14 protein-coding genes are annotated in these 16,056 nt (G+C 63.7%); 10 read left to right on the forward strand and 4 right to left on the reverse strand.

Features of this window, described 5'->3' with window-relative positions:
* The first annotated feature begins 128 nt into the window (after positions 1-128).
* From DXY04_RS09300 to DXY04_RS09315, 4 genes are read left to right on the forward strand one after another with little or no spacing between them, the layout of a single operon-like run.
* On the forward strand, positions 129-2,669 hold the full coding sequence (locus DXY04_RS09300) for an ATP-dependent Clp protease ATP-binding subunit (protein ID WP_115082544.1): 2,541 nt from the start codon (positions 129-131) through the stop codon (positions 2,667-2,669).
* Positions 2,669-3,769, forward strand: a complete 1,101-nt coding sequence (locus tag DXY04_RS09305; protein WP_115161843.1) for an iron-containing alcohol dehydrogenase family protein — start codon at positions 2,669-2,671, stop codon at positions 3,767-3,769. Before DXY04_RS09300 ends, DXY04_RS09305 begins: the two co-directional genes overlap by 1 nt.
* Positions 3,766-4,632 (forward strand): alpha/beta fold hydrolase, encoded by an 867-nt coding sequence (locus DXY04_RS09310; protein ID WP_115161844.1) that lies wholly within the window; start codon positions 3,766-3,768, stop codon positions 4,630-4,632. Before DXY04_RS09305 ends, DXY04_RS09310 begins: the two co-directional genes overlap by 4 nt.
* Complete coding sequence (locus tag DXY04_RS09315) at positions 4,625-5,245, forward strand: DUF2993 domain-containing protein (protein ID WP_115161845.1); 621 nt, start codon at positions 4,625-4,627, stop codon at positions 5,243-5,245. The genes DXY04_RS09310 and DXY04_RS09315 overlap by 8 nt, the downstream gene beginning before the upstream one ends.
* 6 nt (positions 5,246-5,251) lie before the next feature.
* Here DXY04_RS09315 and DXY04_RS09320 read toward each other — a convergent pair whose 3' ends face one another.
* Together DXY04_RS09320 and DXY04_RS09325 are read right to left on the reverse strand one after the other, a co-directional pair.
* The gene (locus DXY04_RS09320; protein WP_115161846.1) at positions 5,252-6,118 is read right to left on the reverse strand and encodes a phosphatidate cytidylyltransferase; all 867 of its coding nucleotides are present in this window, start codon (positions 6,116-6,118) and stop codon (positions 5,252-5,254) included.
* An 83-nt stretch (positions 6,119-6,201) separates the two neighbouring features.
* A complete protein-coding gene (locus DXY04_RS09325) occupies positions 6,202-7,605 on the reverse strand; it encodes an aminotransferase class I/II-fold pyridoxal phosphate-dependent enzyme (protein WP_115161847.1) in 1,404 nt (467 codons plus the stop codon).
* A 50-nt stretch (positions 7,606-7,655) separates the two neighbouring features.
* On the opposite strand from DXY04_RS09325, the gene DXY04_RS09330 reads away from it, so the two are divergent.
* The 6 genes from DXY04_RS09330 (at position 7,656) to DXY04_RS09355 (ending at position 13,444) form a co-directional block, all read left to right on the forward strand.
* Positions 7,656-9,305, forward strand: coding sequence for an AarF/ABC1/UbiB kinase family protein (locus DXY04_RS09330; protein ID WP_115161848.1), 1,650 nt, complete (start codon positions 7,656-7,658; stop codon positions 9,303-9,305).
* Positions 9,306-9,376: 71 nt separating this feature from the next.
* The gene (locus DXY04_RS09335; RefSeq protein WP_006850033.1) at positions 9,377-9,796 is read left to right on the forward strand and encodes a hypothetical protein; all 420 of its coding nucleotides are present in this window, start codon (positions 9,377-9,379) and stop codon (positions 9,794-9,796) included.
* 106 nt (positions 9,797-9,902) lie between these two features.
* Positions 9,903-10,646, forward strand: coding sequence for a response regulator transcription factor (locus DXY04_RS09340; RefSeq protein ID WP_244278644.1), 744 nt, complete (start codon positions 9,903-9,905; stop codon positions 10,644-10,646).
* A 7-nt stretch (positions 10,647-10,653) separates the two neighbouring features.
* On the forward strand, positions 10,654-11,784 hold the full coding sequence (locus DXY04_RS09345; RefSeq protein WP_115161849.1) for a cell wall metabolism sensor histidine kinase WalK: 1,131 nt from the start codon (positions 10,654-10,656) through the stop codon (positions 11,782-11,784).
* The gene (locus tag DXY04_RS09350; RefSeq protein ID WP_115161850.1) at positions 11,781-12,533 is read left to right on the forward strand and encodes a pseudouridine synthase; all 753 of its coding nucleotides are present in this window, start codon (positions 11,781-11,783) and stop codon (positions 12,531-12,533) included. The genes DXY04_RS09345 and DXY04_RS09350 overlap by 4 nt, the downstream gene beginning before the upstream one ends.
* A complete protein-coding gene (locus DXY04_RS09355) occupies positions 12,509-13,444 on the forward strand; it encodes a helix-turn-helix domain-containing protein (RefSeq protein WP_244278645.1) in 936 nt (311 codons plus the stop codon). Before DXY04_RS09350 ends, DXY04_RS09355 begins: the two co-directional genes overlap by 25 nt.
* On the opposite strand, the gene malQ is transcribed toward DXY04_RS09355, so the two are convergent.
* On the reverse strand, positions 13,378-14,946 hold the full coding sequence (malQ, locus tag DXY04_RS09360) for a 4-alpha-glucanotransferase (protein WP_115161852.1): 1,569 nt from the start codon (positions 14,944-14,946) through the stop codon (positions 13,378-13,380). The two genes, DXY04_RS09355 and malQ, sit on opposite strands and share 67 nt — an antisense overlap.
* Positions 14,947-14,978: 32 nt before the next feature.
* Complete coding sequence (locus DXY04_RS09365) at positions 14,979-16,007, reverse strand: NAD(P)-dependent oxidoreductase (protein ID WP_115161853.1); 1,029 nt, start codon at positions 16,005-16,007, stop codon at positions 14,979-14,981.
* Between the last annotated feature and the right edge of the window lie 49 nt (positions 16,008-16,056).

Genomic DNA, 16,056 nt, shown 5'->3' on the forward strand with positions numbered 1-16,056 from the left:
GTGGGATTCATTGTTATTTTCTGTGCGCTTCAGGCCAGTCTCAGACTGGAAAGTGACCGAACAAACCGAACACTCGCAGCAGTGCCTCAACCCTGATAGCTTGGTCACATCACTGCATTGGCCCAGCGATGTTTGAACGCTTCACCGAGAAGGCCATCAAGGTGATCATGCTGGCCCAGGAAGAGGCCCGCAGACTTGGTCACAACTTCGTTGGTACCGAACAAATCCTCCTCGGCCTGATTGGCGAGGGAACCGGGGTTGCCGCCAAGGTGCTCAAGTCCATGGGGGTCAACCTCAAGGATGCCCGGGTTGAAGTTGAGAAAATCATCGGCCGTGGATCCGGCTTTGTCGCTGTTGAGATCCCCTTCACACCCCGCGCCAAGCGTGTTCTTGAGTTGTCTCTGGAAGAGGCCCGTCAGCTCGGCCACAACTACATCGGCACCGAGCACCTGCTGCTCGGTCTGATCCGTGAGGGCGAAGGTGTTGCTGCCCGTGTGCTGGAGAACCTTGGCGTCGACCTGGCCAAGGTGCGCACCCAGGTGATCCGCATGCTCGGTGAAACCGCTGAAGTCTCCGCCGGCGGCGGTGGCGGCGGTGCCAAGGGATCCACCAAAACCCCCACCCTCGACGAGTTCGGCAACAACCTCACCCAGCTCGCCACCGAAGCCAAGCTCGACCCGGTGGTGGGTCGTCACAACGAAATCGATCGCGTCATCCAGATCCTGGGTCGCCGCACCAAGAACAATCCCGTTCTGATCGGCGAGCCCGGTGTCGGTAAGACCGCCATCGCTGAAGGTCTGGCCCAGCGCATTCAGCAGGGCGACATTCCCGACATCCTTGAAGACAAGCGCGTCCTGACCCTGGATATCGGTCTGCTGGTGGCCGGCACCAAGTACCGAGGTGAGTTCGAAGAGCGCCTCAAGAAGATCATGGAGGAGATCAAGGCGGCCGGAAACGTGATCCTCGTGATCGACGAGGTGCACACCCTGATCGGTGCCGGCGCTGCTGAGGGGGCGATCGACGCCGCCAACATTCTCAAGCCGGCCCTCGCCCGCGGTGAGCTGCAGTGCATCGGTGCCACCACCCTCGACGAGTACCGCAAGCACATCGAACGGGACGCCGCCCTGGAGCGCCGTTTCCAGCCGGTGAATGTGGGTGAGCCGTCCATCGACGACACCATCGAAATCCTGCGTGGCCTGCGCGAGCGTTACGAGCAGCACCACCGCCTCAAGATCACCGACGATGCCCTTGTGGCAGCAGCAACTCTCGGCGATCGCTACATCTCGGATCGCTTCCTGCCCGACAAGGCCATCGACCTGATCGATGAAGCCGGTTCACGCGTGCGACTGCTCAATTCGAAGCTGCCCCCCGCGGCCAAGGAAGTGGACAAGGAACTGCGTTCCGTCCAGAAGGAAAAGGAAGATGCCGTTCGCGATCAGGACTTCACCAAGGCCGGTGAACTGCGCGAGAAGGAAGTGGAACTGCGGGAGCAGATCCGTTCACTGCTTCAGGCCAACAAGGACGAGGTCAAAGCTGACGCCACCTCTGAATCCGGTGAAACAGCTGCAACTGAAGCGCCTGCTTCAGACAGCTCACCAATGGTGAACGAGGAGGACATCGCCCAGATCGTCGCCTCCTGGACCGGTGTTCCGGTGCAGAAACTCACCGAGAGCGAGTCGGTCAAGCTGCTCAACATGGAGGAAACCCTCCACAAGCGCCTGATCGGTCAGGACGAAGCCGTCAAGGCGGTGTCCAAGGCCATCCGCCGTGCTCGGGTCGGTTTGAAGAACCCCAACCGCCCGATCGCCAGCTTCATTTTCTCCGGCCCCACCGGTGTGGGTAAAACCGAGCTCACCAAAGCTCTGGCCACCTACTTCTTCGGCAGCGAAGAGGCGATGATCCGCCTCGACATGTCGGAATTCATGGAGCGCCACACGGTCAGCAAGCTGATCGGCTCGCCTCCGGGCTATGTGGGCTTCAACGAAGGCGGTCAGCTCACTGAGGCGGTGCGTCGCCGGCCTTACACCGTGGTGCTCTTCGACGAAATCGAAAAGGCGCACCCCGATGTGTTCAACCTGCTGCTGCAGCTTCTGGAAGACGGCCGTCTGACCGATTCCAAGGGCCGCACGGTCGACTTCAAGAACACCCTGATCATCATGACCTCGAACATCGGTTCGAAGGTGATCGAGAAGGGTGGCGGTGGCCTCGGCTTCGAGTTCTCCGGTGAAAGCGCTGAGGAGTCTCAGTACACCCGGATCCGTTCCCTGGTGAATGAGGAGCTCAAGCAGTACTTCCGGCCTGAATTCCTCAACCGTCTCGACGAAATCATCGTCTTCCGCCAGCTCAACCGCGACGAGGTGAAGGAGATCGCCGAGATCATGCTCAAGGAGGTCTTTGGCCGCATGGGCGAGAAGGGCATCACCCTCACCGTGTCCGATGCGTTCAAGGAGCGCCTGGTGGAGGAGGGCTACAACCCTGCCTATGGCGCACGTCCGCTGCGTCGGGCTGTCATGCGTCTTCTCGAGGATTCCCTCGCCGAAGAGGTGCTGTCTGGTCGGATCAAGGACGGCGACCACGCCGAAGTTGATGTCGATGAGAACAAGAAGGTGGTGGTCCGTCACAAAGGTCAGGTGGACACGGCACCGCAACTCGCCGGTGCCAGCGTCTGATGGGTCGATCCATCTCGTCCCACTCCATTGCCCCCGCCAGCGTCTTGCGGGGGGATGGAGCCTGGGATGAGGCCTTGCCTCAGATCAAATCTCTCTGCTCACGTCCGCTAGTGCTGGGTCGCAGTGCTTTCACTGCCGATCAGCGAAAGCGTTTGGTGTCGGATCTCTTGGCCCATGGGCTCAAACCCCTTCAAGCTCAGCTTCAGTTCGACTGCTGTGAGCAGGATCTCCAGAGGGTGGCTGCTGAAGCCCAGGGCTGTGACGCCGTTCTGGCTGCCGGGGGCGGAAAAGTGCTGGACGCCGGCAAGTTACTGGCCCATCGCCTTTCCCTGACCTGCATCACCGTTCCACTGAGCGCCTCCACCTGTGCCGGCTGGACGGCTCTCTCCAACATCTATTCCCCTCAGGGTGCTTTCGAAGGGGATGTGGCCCTTGATCGCTGTCCTGATCTTCTTGTCTTCGATCACGGCCTGGTGCGCCAGGCCCCACCCCGCACGCTGGCCAGTGGTGTCGCTGATGCCCTGGCCAAGTGGTATGAGGCCTCGGTGAGCAGCGGCGACAGCAGCGATGGTCTGGTGCAGCAGGCCGTGCAGATGGCACGGGTGCTGCGGGATCAATTGCTGATCGACAGCCTTACGGCGCTGAAGGATCCAGACAGTGAAGCCTGGGTGCGCACCGCCGAAGCTTGTGCTCTTACGGCTGGCGTGATGGGGGGACTGGGCGGTGCCCGTTGCCGCACTGTTGCGGCCCATGCCGTTCACAATGGCCTCACCCAGCTGGAGGCCTGTCACCACGTTCTGCATGGCGAGAAGGTGGGCTTCGGAATTCTTGTGCAGCTTCGCCTGGAGGAACGTCTGGGTAGCAACCGGCTTGCAGGCCAGGCACACCGCCAGCTGTTGCCGTTGCTGCGGCAGCTTGGTTTGCCCGTCAGCCTTGATGATCTGGGTCTGGCGCAGGCCAGCCTCAGTGAGTTGCAGGAGGTGTGTCGCTTCGCTTGCCGCGAGGGTTCCGATCTGCATCATTTGCCTTTTGCTGTGACGCCTGGTGCTTTGCTGGAGGCCCTTGTGGGCGCTGCCGAACTCAGCCCCAGCAGCCTTTGAAGACGCTTCTGGATCAATTGCGGCCGGCTCTGCTTGACCCGCAGGCCGAGTACCTGGCCGCTGAGGTGCAGTGGTGGACGTTGCCAGGTCTGGGTGTGGATGATCCGTTCCCCGTGGCGGTGCTTGGCCAGGGCGCTCCGTTGTTGCTGCTGCATGGTTTCGACAGCAGTTTTCTCGAATACCGGCGCCTGGCTCCCCTCCTGGCCGATCGCTTTCAGCTGTTCATCCCCGACCTGTTCGGTTTTGGTTTTTCGCCGCGTCCCCGGGGCCTCACCTACGGGCCAGAAGCTGTCATGCGGCATCTCGATGCCCTGATCGAGCGGCTTCCCACAGACGCTCCCCTGAGCCTGATCGGGGCCTCCATGGGAGGGTCAGTAGCCGTGGAGCTGGCCCGGCGTCATCCCGAGCGTGTGGCTTCTCTGCTGCTGCTGGCTCCTGCCGGTCTCACGGGACGTCCGATGCCTGTTCCGCCCCTGTTGGATCGTTTTGGGGCCTGGTTCCTGGGTCGTCCGGGCGTGCGGCGGGGACTTTGTCGCCAGGCTTTCGCTGATCCCGATGCGGATGTGGGTGCTCCGGAAGAGCAAATCGCCTCGTTGCACCTGCAATGCCCTGGCTGGGCGGAGGCCTTGGCGGCCTTCGCACGCAGTGGTGGTTTCGCCGGATGTGGGGTTCCACTCCCCTCTCAATCACTGCACGTGATCTGGGGTGACAACGATCGGATTCTGCTTGCTCCGCAGAAGCAGGCGCTTCAGGCTTTGCTGGATCAGCCGGTGGAAACCTTCCTCTCCTGCGGCCATCTCCCCCATATCGATCAGCCCCGCAAGGTGGCTGAGCGGTGTCAGGCGCTGTTGAACCATGGCTGATCCTGTTCTCAATGTGCTGGCAGGGGCCCTGCGCCTTTGGATTCGCAGCCAATGCGACAGCATCGGCAGCCTCGAACTGGCCCTAAACGGCTCCAGCTGGTCATTGCTGCGGGGGCGTCTGGATGGTGTGACCCTCACGGCGAGGGATGCCTGTTTCCAGGGGCTGCCCTTTCAGCATGTTGAGTTGCGCAGCGGTTCGATTGCGGTGGACATGAAGCTGCTCAGTCCCGGTCAGATGCTGGCCCTGAAGCAGCCGTTCCAGGTGGCGGGCGAGGTGAGCTTCAACGGCCGTCAGCTCAACAGCGCGTTGCTGGCCGAACCCTGGCGCTGGCTCGGGGACTGGATGGCTGAAAAGCTGATGGGGCTCAGCCCGTTAGGGGCGCTGCGCATTGACGTGGATCTGCTCGAGTTGCAGGTGCCCGTCGCGGCCCATCAAGACCCTGTTCGCCGTCGCTTCCGCCTCAATGCGGAGCAGGGAACGTTGTGCTTCCGGCCGGAGACTGCCGATGAACCGCGCACCTTGCTGCCGATGGACCCCGCCATTCGAATCGAGCAGGTGCAGCTGGCGGGGGGCCAGCTGGCCCTCAAAGGTCAGGCCAGCGTCACCCCATAGCGCTGCTTATGGGGCCAACAGTGGTTGGCATAAAGCGATCGCGTAAAAGACCACCGCTGGGGTGAACAGATAGCTGTCGATCCGGTCCAGGATCCCGCCATGGCCGGGCAGCACGTCACCGGAGTCCTTCACGCCTGCATCGCGTTTCATCATCGATTCCGTCAGGTCTCCCACCAGGGCGAACAGAGCGATCAGCGCCCCCAGCAGCAGGCCCGGCAGGCCATGCAGCGCCCAGCCCATCAGCTGGCCGCAGATCAGGCCGATCAGCATGGCCGAGATGAATCCCCCGATCGCCCCCTCGATGGTTTTCCCTGGGGAGATCGGTGAAAGGGGCCGTCGCCCGTAACGCCGTCCCACGGCCCAGGAGCCGATGTCGGTGGCCACGATCATCAGGCAGGCCGACAGGGTGATCTCCAGACCGTTGTCCAAACCGCGCAGACTCAGCCAGTGGCTGGGCAAAAACCCCAGGTAGAACAGCCCGAAGATCGATGCCGCAATGTCGGCGATGGACCCCGTCACCGGTTGCAGCAGCAGCCAACCGCAGATGGCGGCTCCAGAGAGGGGCAGAACAGCGTGGGCCACATCAGCCGGCAGCCCGCCCTGGATCGCCCACTGGGTGGTGAACAGCAGCAGTTGGCAGGCCACCAGGGTGGTTTTGGTGGCGGGGCGAATTCCCTTGAATTGCGCCATCCGGAAGAACTCCAGCAGGCCAAGGTGCACCATTCCCCCCAGCGCGGCGGTGAACCACCAGCCCCCCAGGCTCACGACAAGCAGGCCAAAGCCCCCCACACCGAGGCCACTGATCAACCGCTTGCGCAGGGCTGCTTGGGCTGCTGGTGCTTGGCTCAGATCGAGGACACCCTCATGGATCACGCTGATTGGAGGCGTCCTGGATTCACACTATCAATCGCTGTTGGTTTGATCTCGAGGCTTGAGGCCACCTTTGCTGTCCCAGCTCAGCCCCCTCTCACCACAGCCAGTGCGTCTGGGATCTGGTCTCCCCAGAACAGTTGCTGCCGTTCAAGCCAGCGCTGCCGCTGGCGATCGAGGCGTTCGCCGGGAATCAGCAGGGGGATGCCCGGTGGGTAAGGGCACAGCAATTCAGCCGCGATGCACCCCTCCGCATCCTTCAATGCCATCTGTTGATGCTCCGCCGTCCAGGCCTCGGTCGGTGACTGGGCTGGGGAGGTGACCAGCGGAAGCGGTGGGGCTTCGAAGGCTGGCAAGGGAGGGCGATCGGGGAAGCTCCGCAGCAGGTTCTGCCAGTGGTGTCGCATCTGCCGTCCCAGCCCTCGGTGGCGTGCCAGCCCCAGGCAGAGGGTGAGGCTGGCTGGCTCCGGCAATTCGCCCACCAAACCGCGGGGCAGGAACCAATCGTCGGCATCCAGGCCGGTGATGCCCGCCTGCCCCGTGTGCAGGATCAGGCGCAGCGGATCCTGGTTGCTCAGCAGAGGCACGCCGCTGTGGCGAAGGCCATTGGCGAGCGCTTCAGCCTCCTGCAGCCGCTGCAGCAAATCACGGCGTCCCTTGGGCCGCTGCCAGTGTTGAAGGGCTTCTTCGCAGGAGGCCAGCAGCAGCGCACTGGGGCTGGTGGTTTGCAGCAGGCCCAGGCTGCGTTCCACGCGCACGGGATCCAGACGCTCCCCCTGTAGCCAGAGCACCGCTGTTTGCGCCAGTGCTGCAGCAGACTTCTGCAGGGAATGCACCACCAGATCAGCGCCGCAGTGCAGAGAGCTGGGGGGGAGGGGATGGTCCACCCCAGCGGCGAAATGACAGCCGTGGGCTTCATCCACCAGCACGCAACAGTCCTGTTGCTGCAGCCGCTGAATTACTGCCGTTGGGTCATTGGCATAGCCCTGGTAGGTGGGATGCACCAGAACTGCAGCACGGACGGGGGCTCCATCGCGAGGCAGGGCCTGAAGCACCCGTTCGATCCAGGCCGAATCCGCCGGTGCCGGTTGGCCCCGGTCGCTTTGAAAGGGGAGATCGAACAGCACCGGCCGCAGGTCCCCAAGAACGCAAGCCTGAATCAGGCTGCGATGCACGTTGCGGGGCAGCAGCACCCGCTCTCCGGGCCGGACCATGGCCAGCAGTGCGGCCTGCAGCAACCCCGTGGCCCCGTTCACCCCGTACCAGCAGCGCGCCACCCCCATCGCTGCCGCGGCGGAGCGTTGGCTGTCTGCGATGGCGCCGTCCGCCTCCAGCGGACCGCCAAGGGCTGGTAGTTCCGGCAGGTCCCAGACGCCGGCGCGGCGTCGCAGCAATTGACGCAGTCCATCCGGAAGGGCAGCCCCCCGTCCGTGGGCCGGCAGAAACAGGGGCTGACCGAGGCGACGGGTGAGCTGGGGCAGAAGCGCCATCAAATCCCCCTGATCTCCTTAAAGTCTCTCTCTGTACTCAGCGCGATGCGATGCGTTACGACCCCGGGCGGGATCTCGGCTGGCTGCTGCTGCGTCCCTGGGTCGCCATTCCGCGCCTTGTTCAGGTGCTGTGGTCCCTGGCGGGGCTGGTGCTGGTGCTGCTGTTGCGTGGAGGCAGCAATGACCCCGCCGTTCAGCAGGGGCTGGCGCGTCGCATTCTCAACACCCTGACGGGTCTGGGGCCCTGCTTCATCAAGCTGGGACAGGCCCTCTCCACCCGACCTGATCTGGTGCGTCGGGACTGGCTGGAGGAACTGACACGCCTGCAGGACGATTTGCCGGCCTTTCCCCATGCCACCGCCCTGGCTTGCATTCGCGAGGAACTCGGTGCGCCGGCAGAGGAATTGTTTGAGGAGTTTCCCGACACGCCGATCGCCGCCGCCAGCCTGGGCCAGGTGTACAAGGCCCGTCTGCAGGGCCAGCACTGGGTTGCGGTGAAGGTTCAGCGGCCCAATCTCACCTTCATCCTGCGGCGGGATCTGGTGTTGATCCGGGCTTTGGGGGTGATGACGGCGCCGCTGCTGCCGCTCAACCTCGGTTTCGGGCTGGGCGGAATCATTGATGAGTTCGGCCGCAGCCTGTTCGAGGAGATCGATTACGGCCTGGAAGCGGCCAATGCCGAGCGGTTTTCGGCGCTTTTTGCAGATAACAATGCGGTCTACATCCCGAAGGTGGAGCGGATGCTCAGCTCCACCCGGGTGCTGACCACCACCTGGATCGAAGGCGCCAAGATGCGTGACAGCGAAGAGCTGCGTTCCCAGCGTCTTGACCCAACGGCGTTGATCCGCACGGGCGTGATCTGCGGCCTGCAGCAACTCCTGGAGTTCGGCTATTTCCATGCCGACCCTCACCCCGGCAATCTCTTTGCCCTGCCTGGTCGCACCGGCGATCTCGGCCATGTGGGGTATGTCGACTTCGGGATGATGGATTCCATCAGCGACAGCGACCGGCTCACCCTCACCGGTGCTGTGGTGCACCTGATCAACCGTGACTTCTCCGGGTTGGCCAAGGACTTCCAATCCCTCGGGTTTCTCAGCCCCACGGCCGATCTCACGTCGATCATTCCTGCCCTTGAAGAGGTGCTCGGCGGCAGCCTCGGCGACTCGGTTGGATCGTTCAACTTCAAGGCGATCACCGACCGTTTTTCGGAGCTGATGTTCGATTACCCCTTCCGGGTTCCGGCGCGCTTCGCCTTGATCATCCGGGCCGTCGTCAGCCAGGAAGGCCTTGCCTTGCGGCTGGATCCAAACTTTCGAATCATTGCTGTGGCCTATCCATACGTGGCCCGTCGACTGTTGGCGGGAGACACCAGCGAGATGCGCGAGAAGCTGCTGGAGGTGATCTTTGATGAATCAGGCCGCCTGCGCCTGGATCGGCTCGAAAGCTTGCTGGATGTGGTGGGTCAGGACGCTCCCGCTCCTGGGAAGGAATTGATCCCTGTGGCTGGGGCAGGTCTGCGGCTGCTGCTCAGCCGAGATGGTGCCGACCTGCGCAAGCGTCTGCTGATGACGCTGATCCGTGACGATCGTCTGCACACCGACGACGTGCGTGCCCTGGTCGGCCTGCTGGGTCGCACCTTCGGCCCAGGGCGTCTGGCCGGCGGCCTGTTGCAGCGCCTCAACCCGTTGGCGGCAGCGTGATCCTGAGATCACGATTCCAGCGAGATTGTGGAACTCACCGCTAAGGTCTCAGCTCTTTGAGATCGGCGTCGATGCCTGAGGAGATCAGCGCCCAGGAGCTTGAGCAGCTGCTCCAGATGATGACCCTGCCCCAGCCCCCCTACCTGCTGGCGGGCATCGGTCTGTTGATGGGTGTGCTCTGCGGCCTCACCTTCGGCCGTCAGGTGCAGAACAAACTGGATGGCTGGAAGCAGGACCGACTCCCTCTGATGCCCCTGGGGACTGCCGAGATCAACCTCAGCTATGCCGGCACCCTCATCGGGGTCACCCTGTTCATCGGTTGCTGCCTTCAGATTTTCGGGTTTGCCTCTGGCGCTGCCCTGCTGGTGGCCCTGCTGCTCTCGCTGCTGACCGGTGGTGCCTTGTTCTCTCAGCTGGAGCGCCTGATGCAGCAGGTGGAAGCGGGCAAGTTCAAAGCGGTTGATTTCGACAACTTCGACGAATTCTTCTAAGCCTTTTCTTTTGAGCGTTGTTTCGCCGGGCCTGTTCCTCTGGGATCTGGGCCCTTAAGCGAAGCCGCTGTTCTGCTTTGTCGGGTTTCGTCCTCGGTCAGAATGGATGCGCTCCCGCCTCATGGACGTGACAACCCTGTCTGCGGCCGTCTCCACCCGTCGTCTCCTCGTGGTGGAAGACGACGACAGCATCCGGGAAACAGTCGGAGAGGCCCTGCGCGCGGAAGGTTTTGAGGTGCAAACCTGCGCCGATGGCGCCTCAGCCCTCAATCTGATCACCGCTGAAACTTCAGATCCGGTGGATCTGATCGTGCTCGATCTGATGCTCCCCGGCTTGGGGGGGCTTGACCTTTGCCGCGAGCTCCGTCGCATCAACAACACCACCCCGATCCTGGTGATCAGCGCCCGTGACAGTGAGACCGATCGGGTGCTGGGGCTTGAGGTGGGCGCCGACGATTACCTGGTCAAACCCTTTGGGCTGCGCGAACTGGTGGCCCGCTGCAGGGCCTTACTGCGGCGGTCAAGTCAATCGGAGAGGTCGCCCTCCCAACAGCATTCCTTCACTCACGCCAACCTGTGCCTGTATCCCAGTGAATGCAGGGTCACCCGGGATGGAACGGACCTGACCCTCTCTCCCAAGGAATACAAGATCCTCGAGCTGTTCATCCAGAACCCCAAGCGCGTCTGGAGTCGCGATCAGCTGCTGGAGAAAATCTGGGGTGTCGACTTCATCGGTGACACCAAAACCGTGGATGTTCACATCCGCTGGCTGCGGGAAAAGGTTGAGCAGGAGCCCTCATCGCCTCAGTTGATCCGTACGGTTCGCGGCTTCGGGTATCGCTTCGGCTGAGGGTGCTGTGGTGATCTCCGCCGCACTCGGCTTTGCAGCTGGCATTGGGATCACGCTTCTGCTGCAGCGTCGACGCCGCGTTCTGGCGTCGAAGCGAACGTCCAAGGATCGCTCCATCGTCTTGAACGCTCCCCAGCTGCTGGCCTGGATTGATGCGGCCACCCAGGGCTGGATGATCCTGGCCCCGGACCACTCCATCGCCTACATCAACGACCGGGCCGAACGCCTTCTTCATATCCCCTCCAATCGCCTGGTTCGTGGCATGAAGCTCCGGGATGTCCTCGACATTCCTGTCTTGGAGGAGTTGATCTTCAGCAGCCGCTATCAGCTGCGTTCCCAGCGTTGTGAATGGGATCAACAGGGGACCCCGCTGGAGGCGGTTGTTCTGCCGGGCAGTGACGAATGCTGGCTGGTGCTGATCCAGAGCCGTCAGTCCCTCGAAGCCCAGCAACAGCAGCAGGAACGCTGGGTGAGTGATGTGGCCCATGAGCTCAAGACCCCCCTCACCGCCCTGATGCTGGTGAGCGATCGGCTGGAACTGGCCGTCAAGGAAGACGACACGGCTCTGGTGCAACGGCTGCAGAAAGAACTCCGGCGTCTTCAGCTGCTGGTGGAAGACCTGCTGGAGCTGTCGCGGTTGGAAAACAGCCTGCCGCAGGACGACAGCGAGCATGTGCCCCTCACCCTGGAGGATCTGGTGGACAGCGCCTGGGGATCCATTGGCCCGATCGCGGAGGAACGGCGGGTGACGCTGCAGCTGGACCGCAGCGAATCCGGCCCCCTGCGTGGTGATCAGCGCCGGTTGCACCGTGCGGTGCTCAACCTTCTCGACAATGCCCTGCGCTACTCCCCTGATGAGAGCAGCATCGACGTGTCCGTCCGCCAGAGCGGCGGATGGTGGTTGCTCAGCATTCGTGACCATGGCCCTGGCTTGAGTGAGGCCGATCTCACGCGCATGTTTCAACGCTTCTATCGGGGGGATCCCTCCCGCACCCGCTCCAACCGCAGCGGCAGTGGCCTGGGACTGGCGATCGTGCAGCAGATCGCCGTTAACCATGGCGGCCGCATCGAAGCCCGCAATCATCCCGCCGGTGGAGCCTGCATGGATCTGCTCCTGCCACGGGAACCTCTGCAATGACGCGCCAGCGCCTGCAGAAACTGATCGCTGCTGCAGGCCTCTGCTCCAGGCGCCGCGCTGAGGAATGGCTGCAGGCCGGCCGCGTGACGGTGGATGGTCAGGTCGCCCGCGTTGGCGACCAGGCCGATCCGCAGCAGCAGACGATTCATGTGGATGGTCAGCCGTTGCCGTCCCGTGGTGTGGCGCGGGTGCTGCTGATGAATAAGCCGGTGGGGGTGATCTGCAGCTGCGATGACCCGCAGGGTCGCCGCACGGTGCTGGACCTGCTGCCCCTGGAGCATCGGGCTGGTCTTCACCCCGTTGGCCGCCTGGATGCCGACAGCCATGGTGCGCTTCTGCTCACCGATCTGGGTGAGCTCACCTTGAAACTCACCCACCCGCGTTACAGCCACGCCAAGACCTACCGGGTGTGGGTCAAGGGTGTGCCGCCGGAGCCGGTCCTCGATCGCTGGCGGCGGGGTCTCCCTTTGGATGGTTGCTTGACCCGCCCCGCTCGGGTGCGCCGGTTGCGGGCCTGGGGTGACCGCTCGCTTCTGGAGATTGAGCTGCGGGAAGGGCGAAACCGACAGATCCGCCGGATGGCGGAAGCCCTGGGCCATCCGGTGCTGGACCTGCAGCGCACGGCCATTGCAGGGTTGCCGCTCGGTGATCTGGCCGAGGGGTGCTGGATCTGGTTGAGCGAGGGAGAATGGAAGCCCTTGCTCGAGCGGGCTGACCCGATGGAGTGGCCCAACAGCCCATGCGACTGAAGCGTCCAGGACTTTGGTGGCGACGTCCGCGCAAGGGTTCCATCCCTGATGCCGGCACGGTTGAGGCCCAGGAGCAGCAGCGTCAGGATCTGGGGCTGCTGCTGCGACGGCGCCGCGAGGAGCTGGGCCTCTCATTGCGTGATCTGGCCAATGAGACCCGAATCACCACCCCCGTGATCGAGGCGCTGGAGCGGGGCTGGCGTGATCGCCTGCCCGAGCGTGCCTACCTCGCCTCGATGCTCCCTCAGATCGAGCGTCGCCTGGCCCTGCCCGGCGGATGCCTCGACCCCCTGCTTCCCCCGCCGGTGTTGCTGCGCCGCGGACCCGCCAAAGCTGGCCTGGGTCGCTTCACCCTGGGCAACATCGATGTGTTCACCACCTGGCAGGGAACGGTCGTTTATGCGGCGGTGATCGCCTTCAGCCTGCTGGCCATCAACCGTCAACAACAGGACCTGGCCCTGCGCAACAGCCTCAGCCTCGAGCCCGTGCGTGCTGATGTGGAGGCGATCAGCCGTGGTCCGAACCCGGTGGGTTCAGACGAAGGCATCGCGGCCCTGCGCCCCCTGGAACAGGTTCAGAAACGCACGCCTCAGCAGTGGCTTGATCTGGTGCGGGATGCCCTGCCGCAGTCCCAGGGGGTGCTGGAGGTTGTTGTGGCTGAGCCAAGAGAGCTGCAGCTCTCCAGCGGTGGGGGAGATCGGGTTCAATTCGCAACGAGCGCCGGCACGCTGACCTTGCAATTGATAGCCCCGATCGAGGTGCGCCTGAACCCCCCGGCTGGTGCTGAGGATCAGGTGCTCTGGAATGGAGAGCCTCTGCCTTTGGATCAAGAGCGGCCGGGGATCTACCGGGTCAACAAATTGCCGGCTCCGGAGAGCGACCTCCCCCAGACAGCTCCCCTGCTCCCGTAGCCGCCCAGGGCATTCCCCAGCGCGGTATCAAAGCTGCCCAGCCTCCAGCTCCAGTTGCCTTCGCAGGTGCCGGGGGTGTTGAACCTGGACCGGTCGTCGAGGTGCATCAGGTCCTGCAATGGGGCGATCACCAGGCCTGCGGTCGTGGCAAAGGCCATGTCGAGCAGATGCCAGGCCGGAGCACTGATCTCACCATTCACCCGCGTGGCGATGCGGGCGCGGCTGTCGGCATCCAGCCCGTTCCACCAGCCCAGCGTTGTGGGGTTGTCGTGGGTGCCGGTGTAGACGACCCAGCGATGCCCATCGGTGTTTTCCGGCAGATAGGGGTTGTCGGATGCGCCGTCGAACGCGAACTGCAGCACTTTCATGCCCGGCAACCGGAAGGCATCGCGGAGTTGTTCCACATCCGGTGTGATCACGCCGAGATCCTCGGCAATCAGGGGAAGGGAGCCACCGGCATCCCTGCGCAGCTTGCGCAGCAGGGCATGACCCGGCGAGGGCTGCCACTGACCGTTCTCTGCGGTGCTGTCCCCTCCGGGGACAGCCCAGAAGGCCGCAAGGGCCCGGAAGTGATCCAGGCGCAGCAGATCCACCATCTCCCGCTGGCGCGCAATTCTTTGCCGCCACCAGCGGAAGCGCGTGATCCGATGCTTCCCCCAGCGGTACACCGGTGAGCCCCACAGCTGTCCGGTTTCCGAGAAGTAATCGGGCGGAACACCGCTCTGGGTGGTGAGCTGGCCGTTCTCCTTGACTGTGAAGAGCGAACGGTTGCTCCAGACATCGGCGCTGTCACTGCTCACATAGAAGGGCAGATCGCTAAACAGCTGGATGCCCAGGTTGGTCGCCTGGCGGCGGATCGCCTGCCACTGCCGGTCGAGCTGCCATTGGATCAGCTGTTCCCGCAGCAACGCGTCATGGTGTTGCTGCGCCCAGGCCTTGAGGGCTTTGTTGTCATGCCGGGCCAGCGGCAGCGGCCACTCCCACCAAGCGGTGTTGTGTTGATCGTGCAGAACCTGGAAACGGGCATGGTCCTGCAGCCAGCTGCGCTGCTGTTGCGCCCAGCGATTGAAGGCGTCATGTTGCGCTGGATCCTGCTCAGGCCAGGCGTCAAGCAGGGCATCCCCCAGGGCACTGGCCCGTTGCTGGGCCAGGTTGAACTCCACACGCCCCGCACCCTCCAGCGGTGCATCAGCCCCTGGAGCGGCCCTGAGCGCTTCTTCGCCGATGAACCCCTCGTTGGCCAGGTCCTGTCCGTCGAGGAACCAAGGGTTTAGGGCATTGCAGGAGGGAGAGCTGTAGGGCGAGCCGGTGGGATCCGGCGGGGACAGGGGCAGCATCTGCCAGACGCCGATGCCATGGTCGGCCAGCAGCTGGAGCCAACGGCGGCAGGGCTCACCAAAGCTGCCGCAGACGGGGCTGCCCGGCAGAGCGGTGGGATGCAGCAGCACCCCGGTGCTGCGCCCCCATCCGGCCTTGGCCGGGTCAACGGTGGACTGATCCATGGGGGGGCCTTGGTCACCCAAGGATGGCGGCTTCAGAACAGCGCCGCATCCCCCAGGTCCTGCCCGGCCATGCCCTCCCGGGCCACGCGTTCAAAGAACTGCTCCAGCGTGTCGGTTCCATAGGACGGCGTGGCATCCGCGTCGTAGCACTGCTTCTGCTCATCCCAGACGAGCATCGATTCGCTGGCGTAGTAGCGGCCGATCCGACCAAATTCCGCCGTGTCGTTGATGCCTGGGAACACGCGAGCCAAGGCGTCCAGCACGGCGATCGGTGCATCCATCAGGGCAATCGGCACCGACAGCATCCGTTCGGGCTTGTTCAGAGCGCGGAAGAGCATCTCTCCCTGCTCCCGGGCGCTCAGCGCCGGACCCGGCCCCCCAATGGGCAGCACCTGGTTGCGTTTGGACTCGTCATGGATGCAGTCGGCCATGAACCGGGCCAGATCGGCTTCGCTGATCGGCTTGCAGCTGGCCAGGGTTCCGCCTCCGAACATCACGTAGGGGCCGCCCTTGCGGCAGCTTTCCACCTGTCCGCCCAGGCTTTTGAAAAAGGCGGTGGGGCGAACGATGGAGTGGCTCATCTCCTCATCCGCCTGCAACACGGCTTCGAAGGCCAGCTTCGCCTTCTGAAATTCCAGCAGCGGCTTCTGCACACAGATGGCCGAGAGCAGCACGTAGTGGGCCACCCCGGCCGCCCTTCCCTGCTCGTAGGTGTTGAGGGTGGCTGCGTGGTCAATCGCCCAGGAATCCTTTCGCCCGCCGGTGCGGGACGCCAGGCAACTCACCACCACATCCGTGGGTTGATCGAAGGCCTCGGCGGCGATTGAGGCTGGATCGATGACATCCCCGAAGCGCACCTCAGCACCCGGGAAATCGGCGATCACCTCGTCCCTGCTCTGACGACCACCGATGCCGCTGCGCTCGCGGGCGAAGGCGATCACCTGGTAGCCCCGGTCCACCAGTTCCTTCACCACAAAGCGGCCGATGTAGCCCGTGGCTCCGAACACCACCACGCGCACCTGTTCGGGTGGTCGGCTGCGGTAGTCGTGGCGGAGGGACATCGATGACGGCTTCACGGGGCCCAGGCTAGGAACTGGAGATCTGGGCGAA

Source organism: Synechococcus sp. UW86, from assembly GCF_900474085.1.
Classification (GTDB): domain Bacteria; phylum Cyanobacteriota; class Cyanobacteriia; order PCC-6307; family Cyanobiaceae; genus Parasynechococcus.

What these genes read in the sequence shown, in the direction of transcription:
- DXY04_RS09330 (WP_115161848.1), top strand. Translation starts at nt 7,656, where the DNA reads ATGCGTTACGACCCCGGGCGGGATCTCGGCTGGCTGCTGCTGCGTCCC.
- DXY04_RS09350 (WP_115161850.1), top strand. Translation starts at nt 11,781, where the DNA reads ATGACGCGCCAGCGCCTGCAGAAACTGATCGCTGCTGCAGGCCTCTGC.
- DXY04_RS09335 (WP_006850033.1), top strand. Translation starts at nt 9,377, where the DNA reads ATGCCTGAGGAGATCAGCGCCCAGGAGCTTGAGCAGCTGCTCCAGATG.
- malQ (WP_115161852.1), bottom strand. Translation starts at nt 14,946, where the DNA reads ATGGATCAGTCCACCGTTGACCCGGCCAAGGCCGGATGGGGGCGCAGC.
- DXY04_RS09365 (WP_115161853.1), bottom strand. Translation starts at nt 16,007, where the DNA reads ATGTCCCTCCGCCACGACTACCGCAGCCGACCACCCGAACAGGTGCGC.
- DXY04_RS09300 (WP_115082544.1), top strand. Translation starts at nt 129, where the DNA reads ATGTTTGAACGCTTCACCGAGAAGGCCATCAAGGTGATCATGCTGGCC.
- DXY04_RS09340 (WP_244278644.1), top strand. Translation starts at nt 9,903, where the DNA reads ATGCGCTCCCGCCTCATGGACGTGACAACCCTGTCTGCGGCCGTCTCC.
- DXY04_RS09315 (WP_115161845.1), top strand. Translation starts at nt 4,625, where the DNA reads ATGGCTGATCCTGTTCTCAATGTGCTGGCAGGGGCCCTGCGCCTTTGG.
- DXY04_RS09305 (WP_115161843.1), top strand. Translation starts at nt 2,669, where the DNA reads ATGGGTCGATCCATCTCGTCCCACTCCATTGCCCCCGCCAGCGTCTTG.
- DXY04_RS09325 (WP_115161847.1), bottom strand. Translation starts at nt 7,605, where the DNA reads ATGGCGCTTCTGCCCCAGCTCACCCGTCGCCTCGGTCAGCCCCTGTTT.